The sequence below is a fragment of the Streptomyces sp. NBC_00775 genome (assembly GCF_036347135.1).
Classification (GTDB): Bacteria; Actinomycetota; Actinomycetes; order Streptomycetales; family Streptomycetaceae; genus Streptomyces; species Streptomyces lutosisoli.
Window position 1 is genome coordinate 10,309,732 of sequence record NZ_CP108938.1, and the last position, 23,553, is coordinate 10,333,284.

The window sequence follows — 23,553 nt, forward strand, 5'->3', positions numbered from 1 at the left end:
CATCTCCATATGGTTGATGTGTCAACTCTCGCGGGGAACGTGATGCAGGGTGCGGGTATTCCTGCTGTACCGCCGGGGGCTCCCGCCCCCTGGCGTGCGGCGACGTCATCGCGGAGTCGACGGTTGACGAGTCAACAATGTCATCCTAGGGTTGCAGTTGATCAATCAACTAATCCTGCGCCTTTTCCCGTGTGGGCGCGGGCAGCGTGAAGGGAATCCCATGTACATCACCGCCGCCATCCTCAGTGTGATCCTCGCCCTAGTGAGCCTGGCCGCAGGTGCGCCCAAGGCGCTGCTCAAAGGTGATGTCCCCGCCGGGCTGCAGTCCCACATGGGGTTGAGTGCAGGGTTCGTCCGGTTCATCGGACTGGCTGAGGTCGCCGCCGCCGTGGGCCTGGTCATCGGGCTCTTCTGGCAGCCCCTGGGTATCGCCGCCGCTGTCGGCATGACCATCACGCTGGTCGGTGCGGTCGTCTTTCACGCCAGGGCGGGGGACTATGTCAACCCCGAGACCAAGGGGAACGCGATGGCGCCCATTGTGCTGGCCCTTGTCTCGGTCGCGACCGTCGTGACGTTGATCCTGGCCATGTGAACCGGCGGCTTCGCATCGGCCACCCGCGGTGAGCGCGCCCGCGGTGGTGGCCGCCGGTCCTGTTTCCCAGAGTCCTCCCGATCGTTCGGAGCGCCTCACGTGGATCCGCTGTCCGACGTTCTCGCCCTGCTGAACGTGGAGGGCGCGCTGTCCGCGCGCTGGGACGTCGGTGGTCCCTGGGCGATACGGCTCCCGGGACCGAGCAAGGCTGGGGGCTCCTGCTCGCAGCCGACGGCGTGTGCGGCGAGACGCTCAAACGGGACTGGCGCCCCTTCGCGTGGACGGGTCCGTCGAGCGCGCCCCATGCCCCGAGGTCCTGCCCCGCGTGGAGTGCTCCCTCACTCTGCTCGGCTGCTCACTCTTCGAGCATGTTGCCGCTCGCGCGGTGGACCGCTCCGCTCTCCACGCCGACTGCATCGTGGGTGCCTCCACAGGCACAGGTCATGGCCTTCCTGCCCCTCAATCGGTCAGTCGGGCTGCTTCTCCATGTGGTCCAGGACCCGTTTCGAGATCTGGGCGAGTGTGCTGAGCTCTTCCGGGGTCAGGGCGTCGATGAACAGCCGGCGAACATGCTCGACGTGTATGGGAGCGGCTTCTTGGATCGCCTTGTAGCCGGCCGGAGTGGCGACGATGAACGCTCCGCGTCCGTCGTCGGGGCACTCCTCCCGCGTCACCAGTCCGCGCTTCGTCATACGCGTGACCTGGTGGGACATTCGGCTCTTCTCCCACTCCACCAGCTTGGCCAGGTCCAGGAAGCGCATCCGTCCGCCGCCTGTCTCGGTGAGATTCGCCAGCACGATGTAGTCGGAGGCCGACATCTTGGAGTCGGCCTGAACCCGTCGCGACAGCCGGCCGATGAGCGTCTCCTGCATGCGGATGAAGCTGTCCCAGGAGGCCTTCTGCTCGGGGCTGAGCCAGCGCGGCGTCGCGTTCATGGAAACGAGTGTAACGAGATCGTTGACAGCTCATCTACTTGCGTTTGACGTGGTGGGTCCGATCGATACCCAGGCCATCCGGCAGCATGAATGCATACGTGTCGTGTACGCGCTCTCGTATTGCGCAGAGACGAGCCGGCGTTAACTCGTTTGCGGTGGGAATAAGTTGATGCATCAACCGGGTGGGGCTAGTCTTGAGCCCGACTGGTCGGACTCCCGTCGGCTTGAGCGGGATCAGGTCCTAGAGGAGGGCTTATGGCTGTAGAAGTGAGCGATGTTCCCGAGGCCAAGCGGTACGAGGCCCGGGTTGACGGGGAGTCCAAGGTCGCGGGCGTCGCAGAGTACATCCGTACGACGGAACTCGTTGCGTTCGTACACACCGAGGTCGCGCCGGAGTACGAGGGCAGGGGAGTCGGGTCCGCACTGGTCCGCACCGCCCTCGACGAGGCACGTGCCGCGGACCTGAGGGTGCTGGCCACCTGCTCGTTCTTCGCGGGATGGATCGCCCGACACCCCGAGTACCAGGACCTGCTGTACCAGTCCCGCAGCAGAGTCAGCGACTGAACAGCCGAGCACGGCAGTGACGGAGGCCGGTATGAGCGGCAGATCCGAGAAGAAGACGTACCAGGGGCAGTCGATCACGGTGACCTTCGAGGCCGGGCGCTGCCTGCATGCCGCCGAGTGCGTCCATGGCCTGCCCGAGGTTTTTGACACGGAGAAGCGCCCGTGGATCCGGCCCGACGGTGCCACGGCCGAGCGCGCGGCCGAAGTGGTGCGCCGCTGTCCCTCGGGCGCGCTGCAGTACCAACTCGCGGACGGCGGGACGGAGTCCCCGGACCGGCCTACGCAGATCACACGCGGCTCTACCGGACAGCTGACCGTGCGCGGTGAGCTGAGCGTGGACACGCCGGAAGGCCCGCGTGCCGAAACCAGGGTCGTGCTGTGCGGCTGCGGTCAGAGTCGTCTTCAGCCGTACTGCGACCACGCGGGGCCCTGCGGCGAGTGACACCGCCACGCCGCCCATTCCATCCCCACGCAAGCAATCGCCCCTCAAGAAACCACAAGAGCTTGGAGCCGAGCAGATGCCCCTCGCAGTGCAGTTCTCCGAGTACGGCGCCACTGACGTGCTGCGTGTCGTCGATGTTCCACCGCTTACCGCGGGTCCCGGCCAGGTACGGCTCGCGGTGCGGGCCGCGGGTGTCAATCCGATCGACTGGAAGATCCTGCACGGCTACATGCGCCAGGTGATGCCCCTCGACCTTCCCGGCGGCCTCGGGTCCGACGTGGCCGGTGTGGTCGACCAGGTCGGCGAGGGTGTGACCGGGTTCAGCGTCGGCGACGAGGTACTGGGGGCCTCCATCACCCCGTCCTACGCCCAGTCCGCACTCGCCGACCCCGCCGCGCTGGTCGCCAAGCCGGCCTCCGTTCCGTGGGAGGTGGCCGGGACCCTGGCCGGCCCGGGCATCACCGCCTGGGAGGTGCTGAACAAGCTCAAGGTCGCCAAGGGCGAGACGCTGCTGGTTCATGCCGCCGCCGGTGGCGTGGGCACGTTCGCCGTGCAGCTGGCCGTCGCCCGTGGGGCGCGCGTCATCGGCACCGCGAGCGAGCGCAACCACGAGCAGCTCCGCTCCCTCGGCGCGGAACCGGTCACCTACGGCAAGGGGCTGGTCGAGCGCGTACGGGCCATCTCCCCCCAGGGCGTCGACGCGGTCCTCGACGCCTCCGGCCGCGGTGAGATCCCGGACTCGATCGAGCTCGCCGGTGGCCCGTCGCGCGTCCTGTCTCTCGTGGCCTTCGACGCGGCCGGCAGCGGTATCCAGATCCACATGACCGAGCCGGGAGCGGGCGGTCCTCAAGCGCTCCGGGACATCCTCGCCCTCATCGAGGCGGGGCAGCTACGGGTGCCGATCTGGCGGACGTACCCCCTCGACGAGGTGGCGGCCGCGCTGGAGGTGAGCCAGTCGGGGCACCTGGGCGGCAAGCTCGTACTGCTCCCGGCATAAGGGCCCGATCAAGCCCTGACGAGGGACTGGCGCGTGGACGCGTCCGGGACACCGGCCGGACGGCCCACCGCGAACTCCTTTGCGCAGTACCGGAACGACCTCCTCGCCGAGCATGTCAGTCGGTCGAGGACGGTCTTCAGCGGCAGGCCGGCGTGGTCCACCAGGAACAACTGCCGCTGGTAGTCGCCGGCGTACTCGCGGAAGGTCAGCGTCTTCTCGATGACCTGCTGAGGACTGCTGACGGTCAGCGGGTCTCCTGCGTGTAGTCCTCCAGGGACACCCTGGGCGACGCCTGGGTGTTGTCGGTCGTCATGCGGGGTTCCTCCTTGGGGACATCAGAACGTTCGGTGCGGTTCAGGCCGCGGTGTCGGGCAGCCAGAGGTCGGGCCCGAAGACCTCGTAGCGGATGCGTCGTGCGGGAACCCCGGCGCTCAGCAGTTGTCCGCGTACCTCGCGCATGAAGGGGAGCGGGCCGCACAGGAACACCGTGGCGCCGTCAGGGAGTTGGGTCTCGCTCAGGTCCATCAGGCCCGTGCGGGAGGCGGGTTCTCCCGGTCCGGGTCGCTCGTACCAGAAGGCGGCTTGGGCGCCCGGCAGTTGCCCGACGAGGTCGCGCGTCTCGGCGCGCAGGGCGTGGTCGGCGGGGGAGCGGTCGGCGTGCAGGACCAGTACCGGGCGGGTCGAGCCGTGCGCGGCGAGGTGGGCCAGGATGCCGGCCATGGGAGTGCAGCCGATTCCCGCCGAGACCAGGACGAGTGGGACGGTGGCGTCGGCCTGGTCGTCGAGGAAGACATCGCCGAACGGCGTGGACAGCGTGAGCTCGTCCGCCTCACGGACGTGGTCGTGCAGCAGGTTGGAGACCTCGCCCTCCGGACCGTCGGCGTCACCCGTGACTCGCTTCACGGTGATCCGCCGCAGTTCTCCGCCCGGGTCCGAGGACAGGCTGTACTGACGCAACTGGTGCACTCCGTCGGACATGCGCACGCGTACGCTCACGTACTGTCCCGCCCGAGCCCGCGGCGCCGGCTCGCCGTCCGCCGGGCGGAGCAGGAAGGACACGACGTCGGTGGTCTCGGCGCGGCGTTCGACGACCGTCCACTGCCGCCAGATCTTGCCGGGCTGCACCCCTGCGTCCTGGTAGAGGCGGGCTTCCTGGCTGATCAGGGCGCCGGCCATCAGCCAGTAGACCTCGTCCCAGGCGGCCGCCACCTCGGGTGTGACCGCGCCGCCGAGGACCTCGGCTATCGCGCCGAACAGGTACTTGTGCACGATCGTGTACTGGTCCTCGGTGACGCCGACGGCCGTGTGCTTATGCGCGATCCGGGCCAGCAGTACGTCCGGGCGGGTGTCCGGATCGTCGAGGAGCGCGGTCGCGAAGGCGGCGATCGAGCCGGCCAGGGCGCGGCGCTGGGCGCCGCTGGCCTGGTTTCCGCGGTTGAACATCCCGTCGAGCAGTTCCGGCCGGTCATGGAACATCGTGTCGTAGAAGCGGGTGGTGATCTCGTCGAGCGCCCCTGCCACGGCGGGCAGGGTGGCCCGTACGAGAGCGGCGGATTCTGCGGACAGCATGGGACCTCCCGGACAGGGCGTATGAAGGGGAAAGGGCCGCATCGCGTGGGGGCGGCGGTCTTCTGTGTAGCAGGCGTCGGACCGCGTTTCGGAGCCGTTTGGCGCCAGTGGGCGAAGAGGGGCCGAAGGGCCCCATCACCTCGGGCGCATCGGCCCCACAGGGTCCGTGCGGCCGGGGTCGGACGGCGCTGTGGCGCTGCCCCCTCGGCCCCTGCCACGGCCGTCCTCGCGGAGGCGCGCTTACGAGGCGGTCGTCGCCCGGACGGTGCGGGCGGCGACGAGCCACGAGGCCCGCCCACACGGTCGCTTGAACACGCCAGGCCTGGTCAGCTCATCGGAACGGCGGCTGCGATGCGCCAGTTACGGTCGTTCTGCCCGTTCGTCGTCCCCAGGGCCCTGCACACGGCCGTAGTAGGCCCTACGCATGAGTTCCTGCATGTCGTCGAGCATGGGCATCCGTGGGTTGGCCGGGGCGCACTGGTCCTCGTAGGCGTTGAGAGCCTGCTGGGGCAGTGCGCCCAGGAAGGACCGCTCGTCGATGCCGAGAGCCTGGAACGTCGGCTCGATACTCAAGGCGTCGCGGAGGCGTTCCACTGCTGAGGCGAGGGACTCGACGCCCTCGGCCGGGGTGGTGGCGGGCAGTCCGAGGGTCTGGGCGATGTCCTGAAAGCGTTCGGGGGCACGGTAGTTCTCGTACTTGGGCCAGCCGGTGAGCTTCGTGGGGACGGTGCCGTTGTAGCGGATGACGTGCGGAAGCAGAACGGCGTTGGTACGGCCGTGCGCGATATGGAAGGTGGCGCCGAGGGTGTGGGACATGGCGTGGACGATGCCGAGGAAGGCGTTGCCGAAGGCCATGCCCGCGATGGTGCCCGCGTTGTGCATCTTCTCCCGGGCCTCCGGCCGGGCCGCGCGGTCGTTCACCGCTGCCTCGATGTTGTCGAAGATCAGCCGGATCGCGTGCAGGGCGAGGCCGTCGGTGAAGTCGCTGGCGTAGACCGACACGTACGCCTCGATGGCGTGGGTGAGGGCGTCGAAGCCGCTGTCGGCGGCCAGCGCCCGGGGCAGATCTGTGGTGAGGAGCGGGTCGATGATGGCCACACTGGGAGTGAGCGCGTAGTCGGCCAGCGGGTACTTCTTGCCGGTGGCGGGGTCGGAGATGACGGCGAACGGGGTCACCTCGGCGCCGGTGCCCGAGGTGGTGGGGATGCACACCAGGCGGGCGAGCCGGCCGAGGACGGGGAAGCGGAAGGCGCGCTTGCGGATGTCGGAGAACTTGTGCCGCATGTCGGCGAAGTCGACGTCCCTGCCCTCGGCCTGCTGTTCGTACAGCAGCCACATCACCTTGGCCGCGTCCATGGGAGAGCCGCCGCCGAGCGCGATGATGGTGTCCGGGTGGAAGTCCCCCATCAGGCGGGCGCCGCGCCGAACGGAGTCGATGCTGGGCTCGGGCTCGACGTTGTCGATGACCTGGATGGTGACCGGTTCCCGGCGCCGCCGTAGTACGCGCTCGACCCGGTCGACGAGGCCGAGCCGGGTCATCGTCGCGTCGGTGACGATGGTGACGCGGTGAACCTCCGGCATGGAGGCGAGGTACTGGATGGACTGTGGCTCGAAGTAGATCTTCGGTGGAACCTTGAACCACTGCAGGTTGTTGCGGCGCGCCGAGACGCGCTTGACGTTCAGCAGCTGGGCGGCGGACACGTTGTTCGACACCGACGTGCTGCCCCAGGAGCCGCACCCCAGCGTCAGCGACGGCAGCAGGCTGTTGTAGATGCCGCCGATCGCGCCCTGGGAGGACGGGGCGTTGACGATGATCCGCACGGTCTTCATGCGCCTTCCGTACGCCTCCGCCAGCGCGAGGTCCTCGGTGTGGATGACGGCGCTGTGCCCCTGCCCGTGAAAGGCCACCATGTCGGCGGCCAGGTCGAAGCCCTGCTGTTCGGAGCCGGCGCGGAGCACGGCGAGGACCGGGCAGAGCTTCTCCCGGGTGAGCGGTTCGTCCGCGCCGACCCGGTCGGCCTCGACCAGGATGAGCGACGTGTCGTCCGGCACGGAGAATCCGGCCTGCTCGGCGATCCAGGCCGGGCTCTGGCCGACGGCCGCGGAGTTGACCTTGGGCTCGCAGCCCGCGCCCGCGGTGCCTGCGGGGAACAGGAACGCCTCCAGCTTCGCCTTCTCCTCGGCGGTCGCCAGATGGGCGTGCAGGGTGTGGAATTCGGCGAGGGCCGAGTCGTAGATCTCCTCGTCCAGGATGACGGCCTGTTCGGAGGCACAGATCATGCCGTTGTCGAACGACTTGGACAGCACCAGGTCGTTCACGGCTCGGCGCAGCTTGGCGGTCCGGTGGACATAGGCGGGGACGTTGCCGGCGCCCACTCCCAGAGCGGGCTTCCCCGCCGAATAGGCGGCCTTGACCATGGCGTTGCCGCCGGTGGCGAGGATCAGGGAGACACCCGGGTGTCGCATCAGGGCGCCGGCCGCCTCCACGGACGGGGTCTCGATCCACTGCACGCAGTCCTCGGGCGCACCCGCTGCGACCGCCGCGTCGCGCACGATGCGGGCCGCCTGCACGCTGCAGCGCTGAGCGGAGGGGTGGAAGGCGAACACGACCGGGTTGCGTGTCTTCAGCGCCATCAGTGCCTTGAAGATCGTGGTGGAGGTCGGGTTGGTTACGGGAGTGATGGCGCACACCACGCCGACGGGCTCGGCCACCTCGATCATGTCCTCGATGTCGTCGCGGGCGATGACGCCGACCGTCTTCAGCGGGCCCATGCTGTGCGTGACGTGCTCGCAGGCGAACATGTTCTTGGCGGCCTTGTCCTCGAAGACGCCGCGTCCGGTCTCCTCCACCGCGAGCCGCGCGAGCGCGGTGTGCTGGTCCAGGGCGGCGACCGACGCCTTCTTCACTATGTGGTCGACCTGCTCCTGATCGAGCGCCTCATAGTCGGCGAGTGCCTTGAGCCCGCTCGTCACCAGCCGGTCCACCGCGATGGCGATGTCGGACGGCGTGGCGGCGGGGCCGGCGGTCGCGCCTGGGTCGTCGTGGCGGGTCATGGGGGCGAGCCTCCGTTGTCGAGAGGGCGCCGCCGCGGAGGCGGCGGAGCGTGGAGGGAACGGCACGGCTGGGGGAGAGAAGGACCGGTACCGCTCCCACCAGCACCGTCTCTCGTCCGCGGTTCTGCGACCCAGGTCCCGTTGGTCCCTTTGTCGGGCTGACCGGCCCCGAAGTCTCCGGGCCGCGCTACACGTCCCGGGCGAGTCGGGTGGGGAACACGGTCCTCTCACACGGCCTGCCTGGTCCACGCCGAGCCGGAACGCGCCAGCCGTGCTGTGCGACCGGATCGATCGGACCCTGGGCTGGGCGGAGGTGGTGCCATGGTCCCCTGGATGGGCCGGCCCAAGGCCAGTGAGCCCCCGCGTACAAGGGCCGTTGTGGACCTCTGGCAGGCCCTCTTGGCCCATGCGCCCCGGCCTGCGGCGGGGTTGGCTGGAAGCACGGAGAACGACATCGACGAGGGAGGGCGAGGGCAGTGGGTACCAGTCTCACACCGGAGTTTTGGGAGCGGTTCGCGGTGCTGCTCGTGCTCGCGGCGGGTCTGACCTGTGTCCTCGCCGCGGTCTTCGACGATCTCGCCATCCGGGTCCTGCGCCGTCGGGCACACAGGATGCCGCCACAGGCGCCGTACCGGCCGGAGCGGAACGACCACCGTACGTCGGTGCGCTGCTGATGCGCTCGGCGAGCAACACTTCGTGGGGGCTGGGGACTTGGTCCCCGGCCCACGCCGCGTGTCATAGGCGCCCAGTGACATCAAAACTCGGTTCTGGCACGGATCTCTCACCTTCGCCGCGGCATACCAACCCGCCCAGTACGTCGTCCCGTACTCGTGCCGGTGTCACTTGGAAGGAGGCATCCGGCTGCCCGTCAAGGTGCCAGTTGAGCGCGGCGTGGTGAGCCGGTGTCCACGGTTTCGGCGGTGTCGTCCGTCCGGTGGCTCAGCTGTTCGGTGACGTCCACTACACCGTCCACGCCTTGGCACAACCGCACGGCGACGGGGATGAGGGATTTCCGTTCGACGGTTCCCTTCAGGGAGACCCGGCCGTCCACGACACGAACGGTCACCGAGTCGGGGGCGATGCCCAGCGTGCGGACCAGTACGTTCCCGGAGATCTCCTCGCGGATGGCACTGTCACCGCGGAGGAACACCCGCAACAGGTCGGCGCGGCTGATCAGTCCGATCAGCCGGTCGGCTTCGTCCACCACCGGCAGCCGCTTGACGCGGTAGCGCTCCATCACCTGGGCGGCCTCCACCACCGTCCATTGCGGCCGGGCCGTGATGGCCGGGCTGTTCATCAGGCCTTCAGCGGTGGTCGCCTCCCGCTTGGCCCGGTCGACGGGGCGCGAGTGCAGGACCGGTAGCAGCCCCGCTGGGTCCAGCTGGCCCGCCTCCTTGCGCAGTAGATCCGCCTCGGAGACCACACCCACGGGCCGGTCGTCGTCGTCCACGACCGGTACCGCCGTGATGTCGTACTCGGCGAGCAGCTTGGCGATCTCCTTGAAGCCGGTGTTCTCGCGTACTCGTACGACCGATGTCGTCATCAGATCGCTCACCATCCGGTGCTGCATGACTCCCGCCTCCTGCGCCACATGTGTTCCCTTCCACTGTGCGGCGCCCTGGGTCGTCGCCCCATGGGCCGGTCGGCCCCGGCTTCGGCCGACCGGCCCGGTGGGCGCGAGACGTCGATGCTGAGGAGACGTGTGCGGGAGCGCCAGTCAGGTGACCGGAGGCCGGCCGGGAGTTCGCGATCGCGCAGGCCTGTGAGGTGCACCTGGTCGGTCAGTGCTGATCTGTCTGAGGGCCGGTGCGGTCGAGGTCCAGGTCGAGGTAGGGGTCGGGGTCCGGGTCGAGGAAGAGGCGCGGTGGGCGGCGCGGAGTGGGAGGCCCTTCCGGGCCGTAGCCGAGTCGGATGAGCATCTGGACGTGGTCGAACGGAGACGTCGCGGAACGCAGCTCGTCGCGGAGGTCAGCCCACTCCAGTGCCTGGTGCAGAAGTGAGGTGCGCACTCCGTGGGCTGTTGCGACGAGCAGGACGCGCTCAAGTGCCTGTCCGGCCCGGAGCCAGTCGATGCGCCGGTCGTGGCAGGTGCTGAGCGACACGAGCGCAGGTGTCCGTTCGAACGGCCGGGCCGGCAGCTGTTCCTGGGATCGCCGCGCGCTGAAGTCACGCAGGGGAAGCTGCTCAAAGGTGTCCTGGGGCCCAAGCGCCGTGGACGGGATACCTGTGTCCGCGGCCCCGTCCCGGTTCGTCCAGCGGCGGCTTTCGGTGCTGCGTGAGGGGTCGGCGTGGTTGCGGTGCTCCGCTTCGGCGGTGACCCGTAGCAGCCGCGTCGTCTCGCGCGGTCCGGTGACGGCGAGCGTCGCGCCCTCGGAGTGGGCGGCTTCGGCAAGTTCGTGGAGTACGGCCCCGGGAACAGGTTGGTTGGCGAAGGGGAACCGGCTGCTGTGCCGGTGCCAGATCGCCTCGTACAGGTCGTCGCCGTAGAGTGTGCGCGGGCTGGTGCGCATGGTGATGTGGATGGAGGCGAGCAGCCCGGGGTGGTGGGGATCCGGGAGCAGCCGAGTGACCGGCTTCCAGCCGAACTGACTCACCGCGACCCGCAGATTGAACAGGGCCGCGCCCGCGGAGATGTGCAGGGCCCGGCCGTGCGGGTCCTCGTGCGGAAGCCCCCGCTCGGCGGCGGCGTGGATCTCCATGGTGGTCGAGTCGGCGTCGAGGCGGAAACGCCAGGGCTGCGTGTTGTGCATCGAGGGCGCGGCGACGGCCGCCGAGATCAGCTTCTCCAACGCTGATGAGTCGAGATATGTGGCAGACATGGGGGCCTCCTCTCGGACGAGGCGAGCTGCAGGGCGTGCGATGCCCTGAGCCTGCTGCCGTGCGAAGAGCGGGGCGAAGGGGCCGTCCGGCCCCAACCTGAGGCTGGGTGGGTACCGAGAGTGGGCAGCGGTGCCGAGTGGTCCCTCCCGTGTGGTGGGCGCCGGTGGGACGTTCCTGGCAGCAACTGACAGGGGTGCTGTCGGTACGGGGAAGGGGGTGTCCACCGATGGCGAGCACCTGTCGTACGAAGGCGGCGAAGGTGTGGTTCTGGCGCTGGCGGCGTAATCCACTGCGGCGTCACAGCGATCGGGTGGAGGCCCACCGCACGGCGCGGTCGCCGTCGTGCCCGCCCTGGACGACAAGTCCAACAGGCCTTGCAGATAGGGCCGTTCAGCCCCACGGTCGCGGCCCTTCGGCATCCGCCACCATGTGCCCCGCACCACCAGAGTGGTCGTTGTCGGGCACCGGTCCGGCACTCTCCGATTCCCTGAAGGGATCACCACCATGGCCGTGCACGAGCACCCTCACCGGAGCCCGGGGTTCCACCTGCCGTCGTTCCGCACGAGCCGGACCGCGTCCACCTCTGAGTCCGCCGTGTCGGCGAGCACCGACACGCACACTCTGCGGGCCTACTCCTTCGCCTCGCTGCGGCTGCTGACGGGGTTCGTCTTCCTGTGGGCGTTCCTCGACAAGACCTTCGGCTTCGGTTACGCCACCGCGTCGGGCAAGGGCTGGGTGGACGGCGGCTCGCCGACGAAGGGCTTCCTCGGTGGCGTGGCCGCGGGTCCGATGGAGTCCACCTTCCACTCCTGGGCGGGTGACACCTGGGCCGACTGGCTGTTCATGGCGGGCCTGCTGGGTATCGGGCTCGCCCTGATCGGCGGGATCGCGCTGCGTCTGGCCGCTGTCGCGGGCACGGCGTTGATGGCGCTGATGTGGATCGCCGAGTGGCCGCCCGCCAGGCACCTCTCGGACGGTTCGGCCAGCATGTCCACCAACCCGTTCGTGGACTATCACCTCATCTACGCCGTCGTCCTCATCGCCCTGGCACTGGTCGCGGCAGGCGACACCCTGGGCGTCGGCAAGCTCTGGGCCAAGCTGCCCATCGTCCGGAACCACGGCTGGCTGCGCTGACCGCTGGAGAGGAGGGCCGGCCTCGCACAGAGGGCCGCCTTCTCCTCCGCCGGCCGCGGGTCCACGGGGCCGATCGGTCCCTTCTGGGGACCTGCGGCCCCTGCACCGATCACGTCCTGTGTAGCCGTGACCATGCGAATGTCGTGGTCGCGGGCAAGCAGCCGTGCTTGGACTGGCTGTCGATGGACCGGCGCACCGGCCACGCCCACGGTCATGGACGTCATCGACCGCGTCCCCGGCCTCGGCGTCCGCGCGGCCGCCGTACGTCAGCTGATGGCCGACGTCCGTACCCGCCACCGCGCCTGGATCCGCGAACACGGCACCGACCTGTCCGAGGTCGCCGAGTGGACCTGGACCGCCTGAGAACCCCTACCCGCATCAGCTGAAAACCCCACCCCCGCGAAGGAGTTCATCGCCATGACCGTACGCGTCGGCATCAACGGCTTCGGCCGCATCGGCCGCACCTATCTGCGCGCGGCACTCGACCGGGCGGAGGCGGGCGCTCAGGACGTCCACGTGGTCGCCGTCAACGACATCGCGCCGCCCGCCACCCTGGCCCACCTCCTGGAGTACGACTCGACGTTCGGACACATCGGACGTGAGGTCCTGCACGACGACAGCTCGATCACCGTCGACGGCCGACGCATCTCCGTCTCTGCCGAGCGCGACCCGGGGGCCCTGCGGTGGTCCGACTATGGCGCCGACATCGTCATCGAGTCCACCGGCCGCTTCCGTGACCGCGACGCCGCCGCCCTGCACCTGAAGGCCGGCGCCCACACGGTGCTGCTCTCGGCGCCCGGCAAGAACGCGGACGCGACCATCGTGGTGGGTGTCAACGACGACACCTACGACCGGCACAGCGACCGGATCGTGTCCGCCGCCTCCTGCACCACCAACTGCGTCGCGCCCATGGTCAAGGTGCTCCACGAGGCCTTCGGCATCGAGCGCGGTGTGATGACCACCATCCACGGCTACACCAACGACCAGTCCCTGCTGGACGGCCCCCACAAGGATCTGCGCCGGGCCCGCTCGGCGGCCCTCAGCATCATCCCGACCAGCACGGGAGCCGCCCGCGCCGTCGGGCTGGTGATACCGGAACTGGCCGGCTCCCTGGACGGCATCGCGGTGCGCGTGCCCGTCGAGGACGGCTCGCTCACCGACCTCGCGGTGGTTCTGCGGACGGCGGCGACGGCAGAGGAGATCAACACCGCCTTCGCCGAGGCATCGGAGGGACCACTGAACGGCATCCTCCGCGTCTCGAAGGCGCCGATCGTCTCCCGGGACGTCATCGGCGACCCCGCCTCCTGCGTCTTCGACCCGGCCCTGACCCAGGCCAACGGCACCCTGGTGAAGGTCTTCGGCTGGTACGACAACGAGTGGGGCTACACCAACCGGCTCCTCGATCTCACCGCACTGGTGGCCGACGACCGTTGAGCGCGGAGCGCAGCGACGCGGCCCGCGTACCCCGTCTGCTGCGGGGGCGCGGGCCGTGGTCCTCGACACCGACGGCGTCATCCGGTGCCGCTGCCGGAGCTGTCCGCGTACGGCTTCGCCATCCGCTACCGAGGCTGTCGCGGGGTGCAACTGCGCCGTCCCGCGTCAGCGCGGAACCACGGTCACCGGGCACTCGGCGTGTTCCAGCACGGCCCGCAGTGTGGACCCCAGCGACCGGCCCGCGCGGCCGACCACCAGGAGCCCCGCCGAGGCCGACGCCTGGACCAGCGCGGCCGAGGGGCTCTGCAAACGGACGTCCTCGTACACGTCCACCTGCGGATACTTCTCCCGCCACGGCCGCAGCGCGTCCGACAGCAGTTGCACCTCCTGGTCCTCCCACGCTCCGCGGTCCTCCTCCGGCAACGCGTAGGGCATCCACTGCTCGGCGGCGGACGGGAGCCGCCAGGCATGCACGGCGTGCAGTCGGGCACCGCGGCGCCGGGCTACGTCGAACGCGAAGTCCACGACCGCGCTCACCGGATCTCGGGCGTCGACCCCGACAACGATTGGCTCGGTCATGGCAGCTCGTCCCTCCATGCGTGCGGGAGTCCAGGGTGTCCACCATCCGCCGTGGACCGGCCTTGACGCAGGGGCCGACCGGCCCATACGGCGCACCCGATCAGCCCCTGGGACGGAGCCGCGCAGCGCTGGATGCTCGAAGGGCCAAGAGGTTTTGAGGAGGCCCGAGATGACGGACGACGAGCGCGACCGCCCCACCGTTCACGCCCTGCTCGCGGACGGCACCACCGTGTGCATACGGTCCGTGCGGCCCGGTGACCATGAGCAGCTGCGAGGACTCTACGAGGAGATGTCGACGGAGAACCTCCGGCGGCGGTTCTTCGCCGCGAGCCGCCGCTCCGCCGACCTGGCCGCCGACCGGGCCGCGGCGCCGGCACGCCCCGGTTACCGAGCGCTGCTCGCCGAGACCCAGGGCCGGGTGATCGGCCTCGCCGAGTACGAGACCGGCGACGACGCGCACACGGCCGAGATCTCGATCGCCGTGGCCGACGGGCTGCACCACCGAGGCGTCGGCACCCTCCTCGTCGAACACCTCGTCTCCGCGGCCCGTGCGGACGACGTCACCACGTTCACCGCCGACGCGCTCAGCGAGAACTACGAGGTGCTCCGGCTCTTCACCGACCTGGGCCTGCGCGCCGCACGCCGGTTCGAGGGCCCGGAAGTGCGCTGCACCATCGCGCTCGCCGAGGACGACACCTATCTTTCGGCCGTCGAGGCCCGTGGCCGGTCCGCCGACGTCGCCAGCCTGGAACCCCTGCTGCGCCCCGACGTGGTCGCCGTGGTCGGCGCCGGCCGCAGGCCCGGATCGGTGGGACGGGCCCTTCTGCACCATCTGCACGCCGGCGGGTTCACCCGGCGGCTCTTCGCGGTGAACCCTCACGTCTCGTCGATCCTCGGCGTGCCGTCCTACCCGTCGGTCGGCGCCCTGCCCAAGGTCCCCGATCTCGCGGTCCTCGCGATCCCGGCCGATGCCCTGCCCGCCACGGCCGAAGAGTGTGGCAAGGCCGGCGTCCGGGCGCTGCTCGTGGTGACCGCCGGGCTCGACAGCGACCAGGCGGAAGCGCTCATGGCAGCGTGCCGCACCTACGGCATGCGACTGGTCGGCCCCAACTGCCTCGGCATCTCCAACACCGACCCGACGCTCCGCCTCGACGCCACGTTCGCCGCCGGCCACCCGCGCCCCGGCACGGCGGGCGTCGCCGTACAGTCCGGCGGCGTGGGCATCGCCCTGCTCGACGGGCTGTCCCGGCTCGGCATCGGCGTCTCGTCCTTCGCGTCGCTCGGCGACAAGTACGACGTCAGCGGCAACGACATGCTCCAGTGGTGGGAGAGCGACGGCCGTACCGACCTCGCCCTGCTGCACCTGGAGTCCTTCGGCAACCCGCGGGCGTTCGCCCGCACCGCCCGGCGCGTGACCCGCCGTATGCCCGTCCTGACGGTCGACGCGGGCCGTACCGAGGCCGGTCGCCGTGCCGCCGCCTCGCACACCGCGGCCGCCGCGACCCCGACCGTGACCCGGCAAACGCTGTTCACCCAGGCGGGCATCACCGCCACCAGCTCGGTGGGTGAACTCCTCGAAACCGCCGCCCTGTTGCACTCCCAGCCGCTACCGGCCGGGACCCGCGTGGCGATCGTCACCAACGCGGGCGGCGCGGGTGTCCTCGCGGCGGACGCCTGCGCCGAGGCCGGGCTGTCCCTGCCCGCCCCCACCCCCGAACTGATCGACGACCTGCTCGCGGTGCTGCCCGAGGGCGCCGCAGTCGGCAACCCCGTCGACGCCACAGCGGCCGTCACGGAGGACCAGCTCAGGGACTGCGTGGACCGGCTTCTGCGGTACCCGGGCATCGACGCCGTGCTGCTGGCTCTCGTCCCCACCGCCGTCGCCGAGGCGACCGGCGACGACCTCGTGCGCGCCCTCACCGACGGCCCCGGACGGCGGGAACGGCCGGTCGCCGTCGTACGCCTTGAGCAGGACCTGCCGGTCAAGCTGCTGCCCACGACGGAGGGCGGTGTCATCCCCTCGTACGCCGAGCCGGTCGCGGTGGCGCGGGCCCTGGCGCACGCCGCCCGTCGTACGGCCTGGCTGAACCGGCCCGCGGGCACGATCCCGGAGCTGATGGAGGTCGACACGGCCCGAGCGCACACGGTCGCCGAGACCTACCTCGCCGCCCATCCGGACGGCGGCTGGCTCGACCCGCGCACCTGCGCCGAACTCCTCGCCTGCTACGGCATTCCGCAACTCCCGTGGGCCTGGGCCGAGACCGAGGACGACGCCGTCATCGCCGCAGAACGACTGCGTGGTGCCGACGGCCGTGTGGTCATGAAGGCACAGTGGCCCGGCCTGGTCCACAAGACCGAACAGCACGCGGTCCATCTCGACCTCCAGGGCGACGCCCAAGTGCGCGCCGGTTTCCGGGACTTCGAGACCCGCTTCGCCGGACTCATGACAGGGGTCGTCGTCCAGCCGCTGGCAGCGCGCGGCACCGAGCTGTTCGCCGGCGTGACGCAGGACGAGGTCTTCGGCCCCCTGGTCCTGTTCGGGCTCGGCGGTACGGCGACCGAGGTGCTGGCCGACTACGCCGCCCGGCTCGCCCCGCTGACCGACCACGACGTTCACGACCTGATCACCGCGCCGCGCTGTGCGCCACTGCTGCTGGGCGCGCACGGCAGCCGGCCGGCCGATCTCCAGGGCCTCGAACAGCTCCTGCTGCGGCTGTCCCGTATGGCGGGCGAGCTGCCGCAGCTCGCCGAGGCCGACTTCAACCCCGTCCTGGCGACACCGGCCGCGGTCACCGTGCTGGACGCACGCGTCCGCCTGCTGCCGCGCCGGGCCCAGGACCCCTATCTGCGCCGACTGCGCTGAGGAGGAACAGACATGAGGCAGAAGAAGGTCGGATCGGTCATGGCGACGGAGGTCGTCACGGTCCGGTACGACACGCCGTTCAAGGAAGTGGCACGGCTGCTTGCCGAGCACCGCATCAGCGGGCTGCCGGTGGTCGACGAGGACGGCAAGGTCCTCGGTGTGATTTCCGAGACCGATCTCATGGTCCGGCAGGCGGGTGTACCCGATCCCTACGAGACGCCGCGCCGCTCCCGGTTCGCCGGGCTGACCCGCGGTGCCCGTCGGCAGGCCGCGAAGGGGCACGCCCGTACCGCCGGACAGCTGATGTCCGTGCCGCCGGTCACCGTGCAAGCCGACGACACCATCGCCGAGGCGGCCCGGACCATGGCACACAGCTGCGTGGAGCGGCTGCCGGTGGTCGACGAGGAGGATCGGCTGGTCGGCATCGTCACCCGCCGCGACCTGATACAGGTCTTTCTGCAACCGGACGACGTCATCCGTCGCGAGGTGATCGACGAGGTGCTGGTCCGCACGCTGTGGCTGGCCCCCTCGGCCGTCAACGTCGGTGTGCACGAGGGTGTCGTCACCCTCGACGGCCATGTGGAGCGCCGGAGCGAGGCGGAGATCGCCGTCTCCATGACCGACCGGATCGACGGCGTGGTCGCCGTGACCGACAAGCTCACCTACCGGATGGACGACTCGCACCTGCGGCCGGACGAGCCGGCCCTGCACGGAGTCACCGAGGAATGGCTGCGAAAGCTCTGAAGCAAGGCGAGAGAAGGGGTACCGCCATGCTGAGCAAGGTGGTCGTCGCCTACGGGACGACGAACGGATCGACCGCGCGGATCGCGGAGACCATCGCGGAAGTCCTGCGCAAGGAAGGCGTGCTCGCCGAAGCGGTGCCCGCTCGCTTCGTGACGGACATCGAGTCGTACGACGCCCTGGTGGTGGGCGGCGCGCTGTACGCGGGGCGCTGGCACAAGGACGCCCGCCGCTTCGTCCGTCGGCACGGCCGTGCACTCGCCGGGCGACCGCTGTGGTTCTTCAGCAGCGGTCCCCTCGACGCCTCGGCCACGGAGAAGGACATACCGCCCGTCCCTGGCGTGCGGCGGGCCATGACCCGGCTCGACGTCCGGGAACACGTCACGTTCGGGGGCTGCCTGGAAGAAGGGGCCAAGGGATTCATCGCCCGGAAGATCGTTTCCTCCGGGAAGGGCGGGGACTTTCGTGACTTCGGGCAGATCGAGGCGTGGGCCGCGCGCATCGGCACCGAGCTGGTGTCCGGCGCACCGGCGGAATGAGCCGCGCGCCGTTTCGGTACAGGGCGCAAGCCGGAACCTTTCCGGCTTGCGCCCTGACGCCGCCCTGAAGTCTGATGCGACCGGACGAGACTCCGACGACCGCCTGGTGTCTGAACTGCGCTGAGGATTCCCGTCGTCGGAGCGGTGCGTGGTGCCGCCGAGGCCTCCCAGGCAGTACCGTGACGGCAGTCGAACTGATGCGCGGCCTTGTCCGCTTGATGGGCCGGAGGAAGCGATGGGGGCGGACGCGCGCGGGGGTTCCGAGCAGCATCTGCCCAAGCTTCGGCTCGACGAGTTGCTGGGTGAGCTTCAGGTGCGTATCGACGCGGTGCGGGGTACCCGGGATCGCCTGCACAGCCTGTTGGAGGCCGTTCTGTCGGTCGGACGGGAGCTGGACCTGCCGCAGGTGCTGCGCAGCATCGTCGAGGCCGCGGTGGTCCTGGTGGATGCCGAGTACGGGGCGCTGGGCGTGATCGGCGGCGACCGGAAGCTGTCCGAGTTCCTCACTGTCGGCATCGACGAGGAGCAGCGGTCCGAGATCGGGGCGCTGCCCAGCGGGCACGGGCTCCTTGGCGAGCTCATCCGGCACCCGGTGCCGCTGCGGCTGCCGGAGCTCTCGGAGCATCCGGAGTCGTACGGTTTTCCGGCCCATCACCCCCCGATGCACTCCTTTCTCGGCGTGCCGATCCGGGTACGCGAGGAGGTGTTCGGCAACCTCTACCTCGCCGAGAAACGGAGCGAGCGGGAGTTCGACGCGGAGGACGAGTCCGTCCTGTCGACGCTGGCCGTGGCCGCCGGGGTCGCCATCGAGAACGCGCGGTTGTACGAGGAGACCAGGCTCCGCGAGCGCTGGCAGCGGGCCAGCGGCAAGGTCACCAGTGCCCTGCTGACCGGGGCGCCCAGCGCTGAGGTGCTGGAGCTGATCGTCGACGAGGCCCGGAAGATCGTCTCCGCGGACATGGGCATGATCGCGGACAACATACCGGGCGAGCAGGCGCTGCGGCCGGCGCTCGCCGTCGGGCTCGGCGCGGAGCAGCGCGGTGGCTTGGTGATGTCGGCCCGGGACGGCTTGGTCGGATCCGCGCTCAGCTCCGCGGAGCCGGTGGTCAGCACCGACATCCAACACGACGCCCGCGCGCGCGAGGGGGAGCCCCAGTGGGCCGGGCTCGGCCCCGTGGTCGCGGTGCCGCTCGGTACCAGCGGGAAGGCCCGGGGCGTGCTGCTGCTGGGGAGGGTGCAGGGCGGTACGCCGTTCGGCGACGCGGACACCGGGCCGCTGCTCGGGTTCGCCGACCAGGCGGCGCTGGCGCTGGAGCTGGCCGAACGGCGGCGGGACGCGGAACAGATCGCGTTGCTCCAGGACCGCGACCGTATCGCTCGTGACCTGCACGACCTCGCCATCCAGCGGCTCTTCGCGGCCGGGATGACGCTGCAGAGTGCCCAGCGCTTCATGGAGCACGCCGAGGGCATGGAGCGGCTGACGCGAACCGTCGACGACCTCGATGACACCATCAAGATCATCCGGTCCACGATCTTCGGCCTGCGCACACACGGCGGAAGGGGCCGGGAGGGCAACGGATTGCGCGGCCGGGTGTCCGAGGCGGTCACGGCCTCGACCACGTCGTTCGGTTTCGCGCCCGCGCTGCGGATCGAGGGGCTCGTCGAGACGGACGTCCCCGGCGACATCGCGGACCACGCGGTCGCGGTGCTCGGCGAGGCGCTGAGCAACGCGGCCCGGCACTCCGGCGCGCAAGCCGTCGACGTCCGACTCCAGTGCGCCGGGGGCGAGTTGACGCTCACCGTGACGGACAACGGATGCGGAGTGCCCAGCGACGTCCAGCGCAGCGGGCTCAAGAACCTGGAGGAGCGGGCGGTTGCCCTCGGGGGCGTACTGACGCTCGGCGAACGGCCCGAGGGCGGTGGCACGCGGCTGGTGTGGTGGGTACCGGTGGGTCCGACCGGCGCGGCGACGGCCGACGGCTCGCCGAACGGCTGAGACCGTCGGTGCCGCTCGTGTCCGGAGTTCTTCGGCCGCGGACGGACGGCGGCCGACCGCGTCGTTCCCCCTCGCCTCTGAAGAGGTACGGACTCAATGTCCGGGGAGGTTGGCGGTGTTGGGGTGCTCCAGCTGGCTGGCCAGGACCGCCGCCTGGACCCTGCGCTGGACGCCGAGCTTGGCCAGGAGCCGCGAGATGTGGTTCTTGACCGTCTTCTCGGACAGGTAGAGCTTCTTGCCGATCTCGCGGTTGGTGAGCCCGTCCCCGATCAGCGCGAGAACGTCCCGCTCGCGGGGTGAGAGGCTGGCGAGCTCGGGCGCGAGGGCCGGTGCCTCGGTGGGGTCCGCGCGCAGGGAGCGCATCAGCCGGGCGGTCGTCGTGGGGTCCAGCATCGACTGCCCGGATGCCACCGTGCGGACCGCCGCGACCAGGTCGGAACCGCGGATCTGCTTGAGCACATAGCCCGAGGCTCCGGCCATGATGGCGTCGAGCAGGGCTTCCTCGTCGTCGAACGAGGTCAGCATCAGACAAGCCAGCTCCGGCATCCGGCTGCGCAGCTCCCGGCAGACACTGATCCCGTCGCCGTCCGGCAGACGGACGTCCAGGACCGCGACATGCGGCCGCAGCGCCGGCCCGCGCACCAGCGCGTGCTCGACACTGCCCACATCCCCGACCACCGAGATGTCCGGCTCGGCGTCCAGGAGATCGGTCAGACCGCGGCGCACGACCTCGTGGTCGTCCAGCAGGAAGACCCGGATGGGGTCCTGTTCCGTGAACTTGCGCGCCTCGGCCATGACGACCCCTTGTTCAGTAGTGGACTGCGGACCACGAGCTGGCTGTGACGACGATCATCACGCTCCGGGGTCCATCACACCAGGGCCGACCGGCCCCACTTGAGTGCGGTCGTCGCATCGGCCCCTGGTCACTGCTCCGGTCCGCGGGCCGGCCCCGTCAACTCGAACTCCACGTCCACCACACCTTCGACGGCCCGCACCAGGCGCGCGGCCACAGGCACCAGCGAGGTGTCCCGGATCTGACCGGCGAGTGTGACGACACCGTCCCGCACCTGCACGCGAACAGCGGACAAGGGAGCACGGAACAAGTACGACACGATTTCCCGCCGGACCTCCTCGGCGATGTCCTCGTCGTCCCGCAGGAACACCTTCAGCAGATCGCCGCGGCTGACGACGCCTTCGAGTTTGCCCATGTCGTCGACGACGGGGAGCCGCTTGACCTTGGCGTGCGCCATGGTCCGCGCGGCCTGCGCCAGGGTCGCGTCCGCCTGGACGGTGACGACCGGGGCCGTCATCAGGTCCTCGGCGGTCACCGCGCCGGCCTTGGTGAGGTCCGAAAGGCGCCGAAGCTGGGTATCGCGGTCCGGGTCGTCGTCCCGGAACTCCTCCTTGTGCAGCAAGTCAGCCTCGGAGACGACGCCGACCACGCGGTCCTCGCCCTCCAGGACGGGCAGGGCACTGACTTTCCACTGCTCCATCAACCGCACGATCTCCTTGAAGTTGGCCTTGCGGCCGACGGCGGCGACGGTGTGGGTCATCACGTCGCTGACGATGTGCGGGGTGCCGTGCATGCTGACTCCTCGGTGGATGGCGACACGGTCAGCGAAGGCTTCCGCTGCCGTAGGGCGCGTACAGGTCCAGCAGCCGGTTCCTGGCCGACCGCAGCCGGCGGGCGACGATGTCTCCCACCCACTGGCCCACGGCCATGCCCAGCGCCGGATCGGCCTGGCACATGCCGCGTACGACGTCGGCGTCGAACTCGTAGGCGCGCACCGGGCTCGTGGCCTCGGCGCCCAGATGCCAGGTGTGCGGTCCGAACAGCCAGGACCAGCCGACGAGTTCGTTGTGCCCGACGGTCTCGATGACGGCCGCGCGGCGGCCGGGCACGCGCATGTCGAGGGCCACGGTGCCGGTACGGACGATCCAGAACCGGTCCGCTCGCCGGCCCTCCTCGAACAGGCGGGTTCCCTGCGGGAACGACACCTCCCGGGCTACGTGCATCAGGCGCTCGCCGTGCTCGGCGGGCAACGCCCGCAGCAAGCCGGCAGTGGGGGAAGCGTTCATGATCCTGTCCTCTTCCTGGAACGCGATCCTGCCACCTCCAATCTCTCCTCGAAGCCCCGTCTTCACCATGGGCCGAGCGGCCCCGAGGCCGGGCCGTACGGCATCGCCCGGTGCATGCGGTCCGGTGCCCCGGCGCGCCGTACGGGAGTGAGGCTGCCCGGGGCGTGGAGGGTCGGGACGACACCGGGGCCATAGGGCCCCTCGGAAGGGCCTGCCCGGCCCCTGCACCCGGGCCCAGCCCGGTATCAGGCTCGATGGGGAGAAGAGGAATCCACCGGTATGCACGCAGGAGGTGCGGACCATGCTTCGACACGTCGCCGCGGGGATCGACGGGACTCCCGAAGGTCTGGCCGCCGCGCACTGGGCGGCCAGGGAAGCCGTGCGCCGGGGCACGGCGCTGCGGCTGGTGCACGCCTGGGAGTGGCGGCCGCGGCCCGACCCGACCGTGCCCGCGGACATGTCGCAGCGGTCCTGGGCCGAGGACATGGTGGCGCAGGCGTCGGACAGCATGCGCGCCGCGCACCCCGGCCTGCGGGTCGTCACCCACTCGGTCGCCGACGCGCCGGTCGGGGTCCTGCTCGCGGCGGCCGAGGAAGCCGATCTGCTGGTCCTCGGCTCCCGTGGGATCAGCGGCGTCGCGGGGTTCCTGACCGGGTCGGTGTCGCAGCGGGTGGTCGCCAGGGCACCGCGTCCCGTGGTGCTGGTGCGGGCGGGGGAGTGCACCGCCCACGAGCACTTCTCGGCGGTAGCCGGAATCTCCCCCGACGAGATACCCCAGACCCCGTACCGCGACGTCGTGCTCGGCTTCGACACGGACCGGCCCTGCGACGAACTCATCGAGTTCGCCTTCGACGCCGCCCGACGCCGTGCCACCGCGCTTCGCGTGGTCCATGCCTTCAGCGCGCCGCCCGCCTACGCGGCGATCGACAGGCTCGCCCCGGTGAACGGCCCCGAGCTACTCGCCGAGCACGAGCGCGCCGTGGTCGCGACGCTGCGCCCCTGGTGCGAGAAGTTCCCCGAGGTCGCCGTGACCGAGACCGTCACCGAAGGGCGCGCGGCCGGCGAGCTGATCCATGCCTCGGCCGGCGCGGCCCTCCTCGTGGTGGGCCGCCGGGTGCGGCGGACCATGCTCGGCAACCACCTCGGCTCCGTCGTACACGCCGCACTGCACCACGCACCCTGCCCCGTCGCCGTCGTCCCACACGCCTGAACAGC

Annotated in this window: 21 protein-coding genes and 2 pseudogenes; 13 read left to right on the top strand and 10 right to left on the bottom strand. The window is 70.3% G+C overall.

Annotation, left to right across the window (positions count from 1 at the left end):
• The first annotated feature begins 220 nt into the window (after window positions 1-220).
• The gene (locus OIC96_RS45910) at window positions 221-592 is read left to right on the top strand and encodes a DoxX family protein (protein WP_330302116.1); all 372 of its coding nucleotides are present in this window, start codon (window positions 221-223) and stop codon (window positions 590-592) included.
• A 467-nt stretch (window positions 593-1,059) separates the two neighbouring features.
• On the opposite strand, the gene OIC96_RS45915 is transcribed toward OIC96_RS45910, so the two are convergent.
• The gene (locus tag OIC96_RS45915; RefSeq protein ID WP_330302115.1) at window positions 1,060-1,527 is read right to left on the bottom strand and encodes a MarR family winged helix-turn-helix transcriptional regulator; all 468 of its coding nucleotides are present in this window, start codon (window positions 1,525-1,527) and stop codon (window positions 1,060-1,062) included.
• Window positions 1,528-1,782: 255 nt separating this feature from the next.
• Here OIC96_RS45915 and OIC96_RS45920 point away from each other — a divergent pair, with 255 nt between their 5' ends.
• The 3 genes from OIC96_RS45920 (at window position 1,783) to OIC96_RS45930 (ending at window position 3,530) form a co-directional block, all read left to right on the top strand.
• A complete protein-coding gene (locus OIC96_RS45920; RefSeq protein ID WP_330302114.1) occupies window positions 1,783-2,091 on the top strand; it encodes a GNAT family N-acetyltransferase in 309 nt (102 codons plus the stop codon).
• Between the two features lie 31 nt (window positions 2,092-2,122).
• A complete protein-coding gene (locus OIC96_RS45925; RefSeq protein ID WP_330302113.1) occupies window positions 2,123-2,533 on the top strand; it encodes a (4Fe-4S)-binding protein in 411 nt (136 codons plus the stop codon).
• 76 nt (window positions 2,534-2,609) lie between these two features.
• The gene (locus tag OIC96_RS45930) at window positions 2,610-3,530 is read left to right on the top strand and encodes an NADP-dependent oxidoreductase (protein WP_330302112.1); all 921 of its coding nucleotides are present in this window, start codon (window positions 2,610-2,612) and stop codon (window positions 3,528-3,530) included.
• Window positions 3,531-3,538: 8 nt separating this feature from the next.
• Here OIC96_RS45930 and OIC96_RS45935 read toward each other — a convergent pair.
• The 3 genes and pseudogenes from OIC96_RS45935 to adhE form a co-directional block, all read right to left on the bottom strand.
• A pseudogene (locus tag OIC96_RS45935) lies at window positions 3,539-3,807 on the bottom strand (5,10-methylene tetrahydromethanopterin reductase); the annotation flags it as partial.
• Between the two features lie 77 nt (window positions 3,808-3,884).
• Complete coding sequence (locus OIC96_RS45940; RefSeq protein ID WP_330302111.1) at window positions 3,885-5,099, bottom strand: globin domain-containing protein; 1,215 nt, start codon at window positions 5,097-5,099, stop codon at window positions 3,885-3,887.
• 360 nt (window positions 5,100-5,459) lie between these two features.
• Entirely contained in the window at window positions 5,460-8,153 is a 2,694-nt protein-coding gene (gene adhE, locus OIC96_RS45945; protein ID WP_330302110.1) for a bifunctional acetaldehyde-CoA/alcohol dehydrogenase, read from the bottom strand.
• A 476-nt stretch (window positions 8,154-8,629) separates the two neighbouring features.
• Between adhE and OIC96_RS45950 the strand changes: the two genes are divergently transcribed.
• A complete protein-coding gene (locus OIC96_RS45950) occupies window positions 8,630-8,827 on the top strand; it encodes a hypothetical protein (protein WP_330302109.1) in 198 nt (65 codons plus the stop codon).
• Window positions 8,828-9,021: 194 nt separating this feature from the next.
• Here OIC96_RS45950 and OIC96_RS45955 read toward each other — a convergent pair whose 3' ends face one another.
• Both OIC96_RS45955 and OIC96_RS45960 read right to left on the bottom strand, forming a co-directional pair.
• Window positions 9,022-9,723: a CBS domain-containing protein gene (locus OIC96_RS45955; protein WP_330302108.1), complete on the bottom strand. Its 702-nt coding sequence runs from the start codon at window positions 9,721-9,723 to the stop codon at window positions 9,022-9,024.
• 211 nt (window positions 9,724-9,934) lie between these two features.
• Window positions 9,935-10,972: an Acg family FMN-binding oxidoreductase gene (locus tag OIC96_RS45960; RefSeq protein ID WP_330302107.1), complete on the bottom strand. Its 1,038-nt coding sequence runs from the start codon at window positions 10,970-10,972 to the stop codon at window positions 9,935-9,937.
• 505 nt (window positions 10,973-11,477) lie between these two features.
• Between OIC96_RS45960 and OIC96_RS45965 the strand changes: the two genes are divergently transcribed.
• The 3 genes and pseudogenes from OIC96_RS45965 (at window position 11,478) to gap (ending at window position 13,541) form a co-directional block, all read left to right on the top strand.
• Window positions 11,478-12,107 carry a hypothetical protein gene (locus tag OIC96_RS45965; RefSeq protein WP_330302106.1) on the top strand — a complete coding sequence of 210 codons (630 nt, stop codon included), beginning with the start codon at window positions 11,478-11,480 and terminating at the stop codon, window positions 12,105-12,107.
• A 210-nt stretch (window positions 12,108-12,317) separates the two neighbouring features.
• A pseudogene (locus tag OIC96_RS45970) lies at window positions 12,318-12,470 on the top strand (hypothetical protein); the annotation flags it as partial.
• 54 nt (window positions 12,471-12,524) lie between these two features.
• Window positions 12,525-13,541 carry a type I glyceraldehyde-3-phosphate dehydrogenase gene (gene gap / locus OIC96_RS45975; protein ID WP_330302105.1) on the top strand — a complete coding sequence of 339 codons (1,017 nt, stop codon included), beginning with the start codon at window positions 12,525-12,527 and terminating at the stop codon, window positions 13,539-13,541.
• Window positions 13,542-13,706: 165 nt separating this feature from the next.
• On the opposite strand, the gene OIC96_RS45980 is transcribed toward gap, so the two are convergent.
• On the bottom strand, window positions 13,707-14,120 hold the full coding sequence (locus OIC96_RS45980; RefSeq protein WP_330302104.1) for a universal stress protein: 414 nt from the start codon (window positions 14,118-14,120) through the stop codon (window positions 13,707-13,709).
• A 169-nt stretch (window positions 14,121-14,289) separates the two neighbouring features.
• On the opposite strand from OIC96_RS45980, the gene OIC96_RS45985 reads away from it, so the two are divergent.
• From OIC96_RS45985 to OIC96_RS46000, 4 genes are all read left to right on the top strand, one after another.
• Window positions 14,290-16,983 (top strand): bifunctional acetate--CoA ligase family protein/GNAT family N-acetyltransferase, encoded by a 2,694-nt coding sequence (locus tag OIC96_RS45985; protein WP_330302103.1) that lies wholly within the window; start codon window positions 14,290-14,292, stop codon window positions 16,981-16,983.
• 12 nt (window positions 16,984-16,995) lie between these two features.
• Window positions 16,996-17,727, top strand: a complete 732-nt coding sequence (locus tag OIC96_RS45990) for a CBS domain-containing protein (protein ID WP_330302102.1) — start codon at window positions 16,996-16,998, stop codon at window positions 17,725-17,727.
• 26 nt (window positions 17,728-17,753) lie between these two features.
• A complete protein-coding gene (locus OIC96_RS45995) occupies window positions 17,754-18,263 on the top strand; it encodes a flavodoxin domain-containing protein (RefSeq protein WP_330302101.1) in 510 nt (169 codons plus the stop codon).
• Window positions 18,264-18,498: 235 nt separating this feature from the next.
• Window positions 18,499-20,259: a sensor histidine kinase gene (locus tag OIC96_RS46000; RefSeq protein ID WP_330302100.1), complete on the top strand. Its 1,761-nt coding sequence runs from the start codon at window positions 18,499-18,501 to the stop codon at window positions 20,257-20,259.
• A 93-nt stretch (window positions 20,260-20,352) separates the two neighbouring features.
• Here the strand turns inward: OIC96_RS46000 and OIC96_RS46005 are convergent, their stop codons facing one another.
• From OIC96_RS46005 to OIC96_RS46015, 3 genes are all read right to left on the bottom strand, one after another.
• A complete protein-coding gene (locus OIC96_RS46005; RefSeq protein WP_330302099.1) occupies window positions 20,353-21,054 on the bottom strand; it encodes a response regulator transcription factor in 702 nt (233 codons plus the stop codon).
• A gap of 128 nt (window positions 21,055-21,182) precedes the next feature.
• A complete protein-coding gene (locus OIC96_RS46010) occupies window positions 21,183-21,845 on the bottom strand; it encodes a CBS domain-containing protein (RefSeq protein WP_330302098.1) in 663 nt (220 codons plus the stop codon).
• 28 nt (window positions 21,846-21,873) lie between these two features.
• Complete coding sequence (locus OIC96_RS46015; RefSeq protein ID WP_330302097.1) at window positions 21,874-22,338, bottom strand: Crp/Fnr family transcriptional regulator; 465 nt, start codon at window positions 22,336-22,338, stop codon at window positions 21,874-21,876.
• A 301-nt stretch (window positions 22,339-22,639) separates the two neighbouring features.
• Between OIC96_RS46015 and OIC96_RS46020 the strand changes: the two genes are divergently transcribed.
• Window positions 22,640-23,548, top strand: coding sequence for a universal stress protein (locus tag OIC96_RS46020; protein WP_330302096.1), 909 nt, complete (start codon window positions 22,640-22,642; stop codon window positions 23,546-23,548).
• The last annotated feature ends 5 nt before the right edge of the window (window positions 23,549-23,553 follow it).

Coding starts and splice junctions, on each gene's coding strand:
- adhE (WP_330302110.1), bottom strand. CDS start 8,153: ATGACCCGCCACGACGACCCAGGCGCGACCGCCGGCCCCGCCGCCACG.
- OIC96_RS45915 (WP_330302115.1), bottom strand. CDS start 1,527: ATGAACGCGACGCCGCGCTGGCTCAGCCCCGAGCAGAAGGCCTCCTGG.
- OIC96_RS45955 (WP_330302108.1), bottom strand. CDS start 9,723: ATGCAGCACCGGATGGTGAGCGATCTGATGACGACATCGGTCGTACGA.
- OIC96_RS45920 (WP_330302114.1), top strand. CDS start 1,783: ATGGCTGTAGAAGTGAGCGATGTTCCCGAGGCCAAGCGGTACGAGGCC.
- OIC96_RS46010 (WP_330302098.1), bottom strand. CDS start 21,845: ATGCACGGCACCCCGCACATCGTCAGCGACGTGATGACCCACACCGTC.
- OIC96_RS46005 (WP_330302099.1), bottom strand. CDS start 21,054: ATGGCCGAGGCGCGCAAGTTCACGGAACAGGACCCCATCCGGGTCTTC.
- OIC96_RS45965 (WP_330302106.1), top strand. CDS start 11,478: ATGGCCGTGCACGAGCACCCTCACCGGAGCCCGGGGTTCCACCTGCCG.
- OIC96_RS46020 (WP_330302096.1), top strand. CDS start 22,640: ATGCTTCGACACGTCGCCGCGGGGATCGACGGGACTCCCGAAGGTCTG.
- OIC96_RS45985 (WP_330302103.1), top strand. CDS start 14,290: ATGACGGACGACGAGCGCGACCGCCCCACCGTTCACGCCCTGCTCGCG.
- OIC96_RS45910 (WP_330302116.1), top strand. CDS start 221: ATGTACATCACCGCCGCCATCCTCAGTGTGATCCTCGCCCTAGTGAGC.
- OIC96_RS45990 (WP_330302102.1), top strand. CDS start 16,996: ATGAGGCAGAAGAAGGTCGGATCGGTCATGGCGACGGAGGTCGTCACG.
- OIC96_RS45925 (WP_330302113.1), top strand. CDS start 2,123: ATGAGCGGCAGATCCGAGAAGAAGACGTACCAGGGGCAGTCGATCACG.
- OIC96_RS45930 (WP_330302112.1), top strand. CDS start 2,610: ATGCCCCTCGCAGTGCAGTTCTCCGAGTACGGCGCCACTGACGTGCTG.
- OIC96_RS46015 (WP_330302097.1), bottom strand. CDS start 22,338: ATGAACGCTTCCCCCACTGCCGGCTTGCTGCGGGCGTTGCCCGCCGAG.
- gap (WP_330302105.1), top strand. CDS start 12,525: ATGACCGTACGCGTCGGCATCAACGGCTTCGGCCGCATCGGCCGCACC.
- OIC96_RS45960 (WP_330302107.1), bottom strand. CDS start 10,972: ATGTCTGCCACATATCTCGACTCATCAGCGTTGGAGAAGCTGATCTCG.
- OIC96_RS46000 (WP_330302100.1), top strand. CDS start 18,499: ATGGGGGCGGACGCGCGCGGGGGTTCCGAGCAGCATCTGCCCAAGCTT.
- OIC96_RS45995 (WP_330302101.1), top strand. CDS start 17,754: ATGCTGAGCAAGGTGGTCGTCGCCTACGGGACGACGAACGGATCGACC.
- OIC96_RS45980 (WP_330302104.1), bottom strand. CDS start 14,120: ATGACCGAGCCAATCGTTGTCGGGGTCGACGCCCGAGATCCGGTGAGC.
- OIC96_RS45940 (WP_330302111.1), bottom strand. CDS start 5,099: ATGCTGTCCGCAGAATCCGCCGCTCTCGTACGGGCCACCCTGCCCGCC.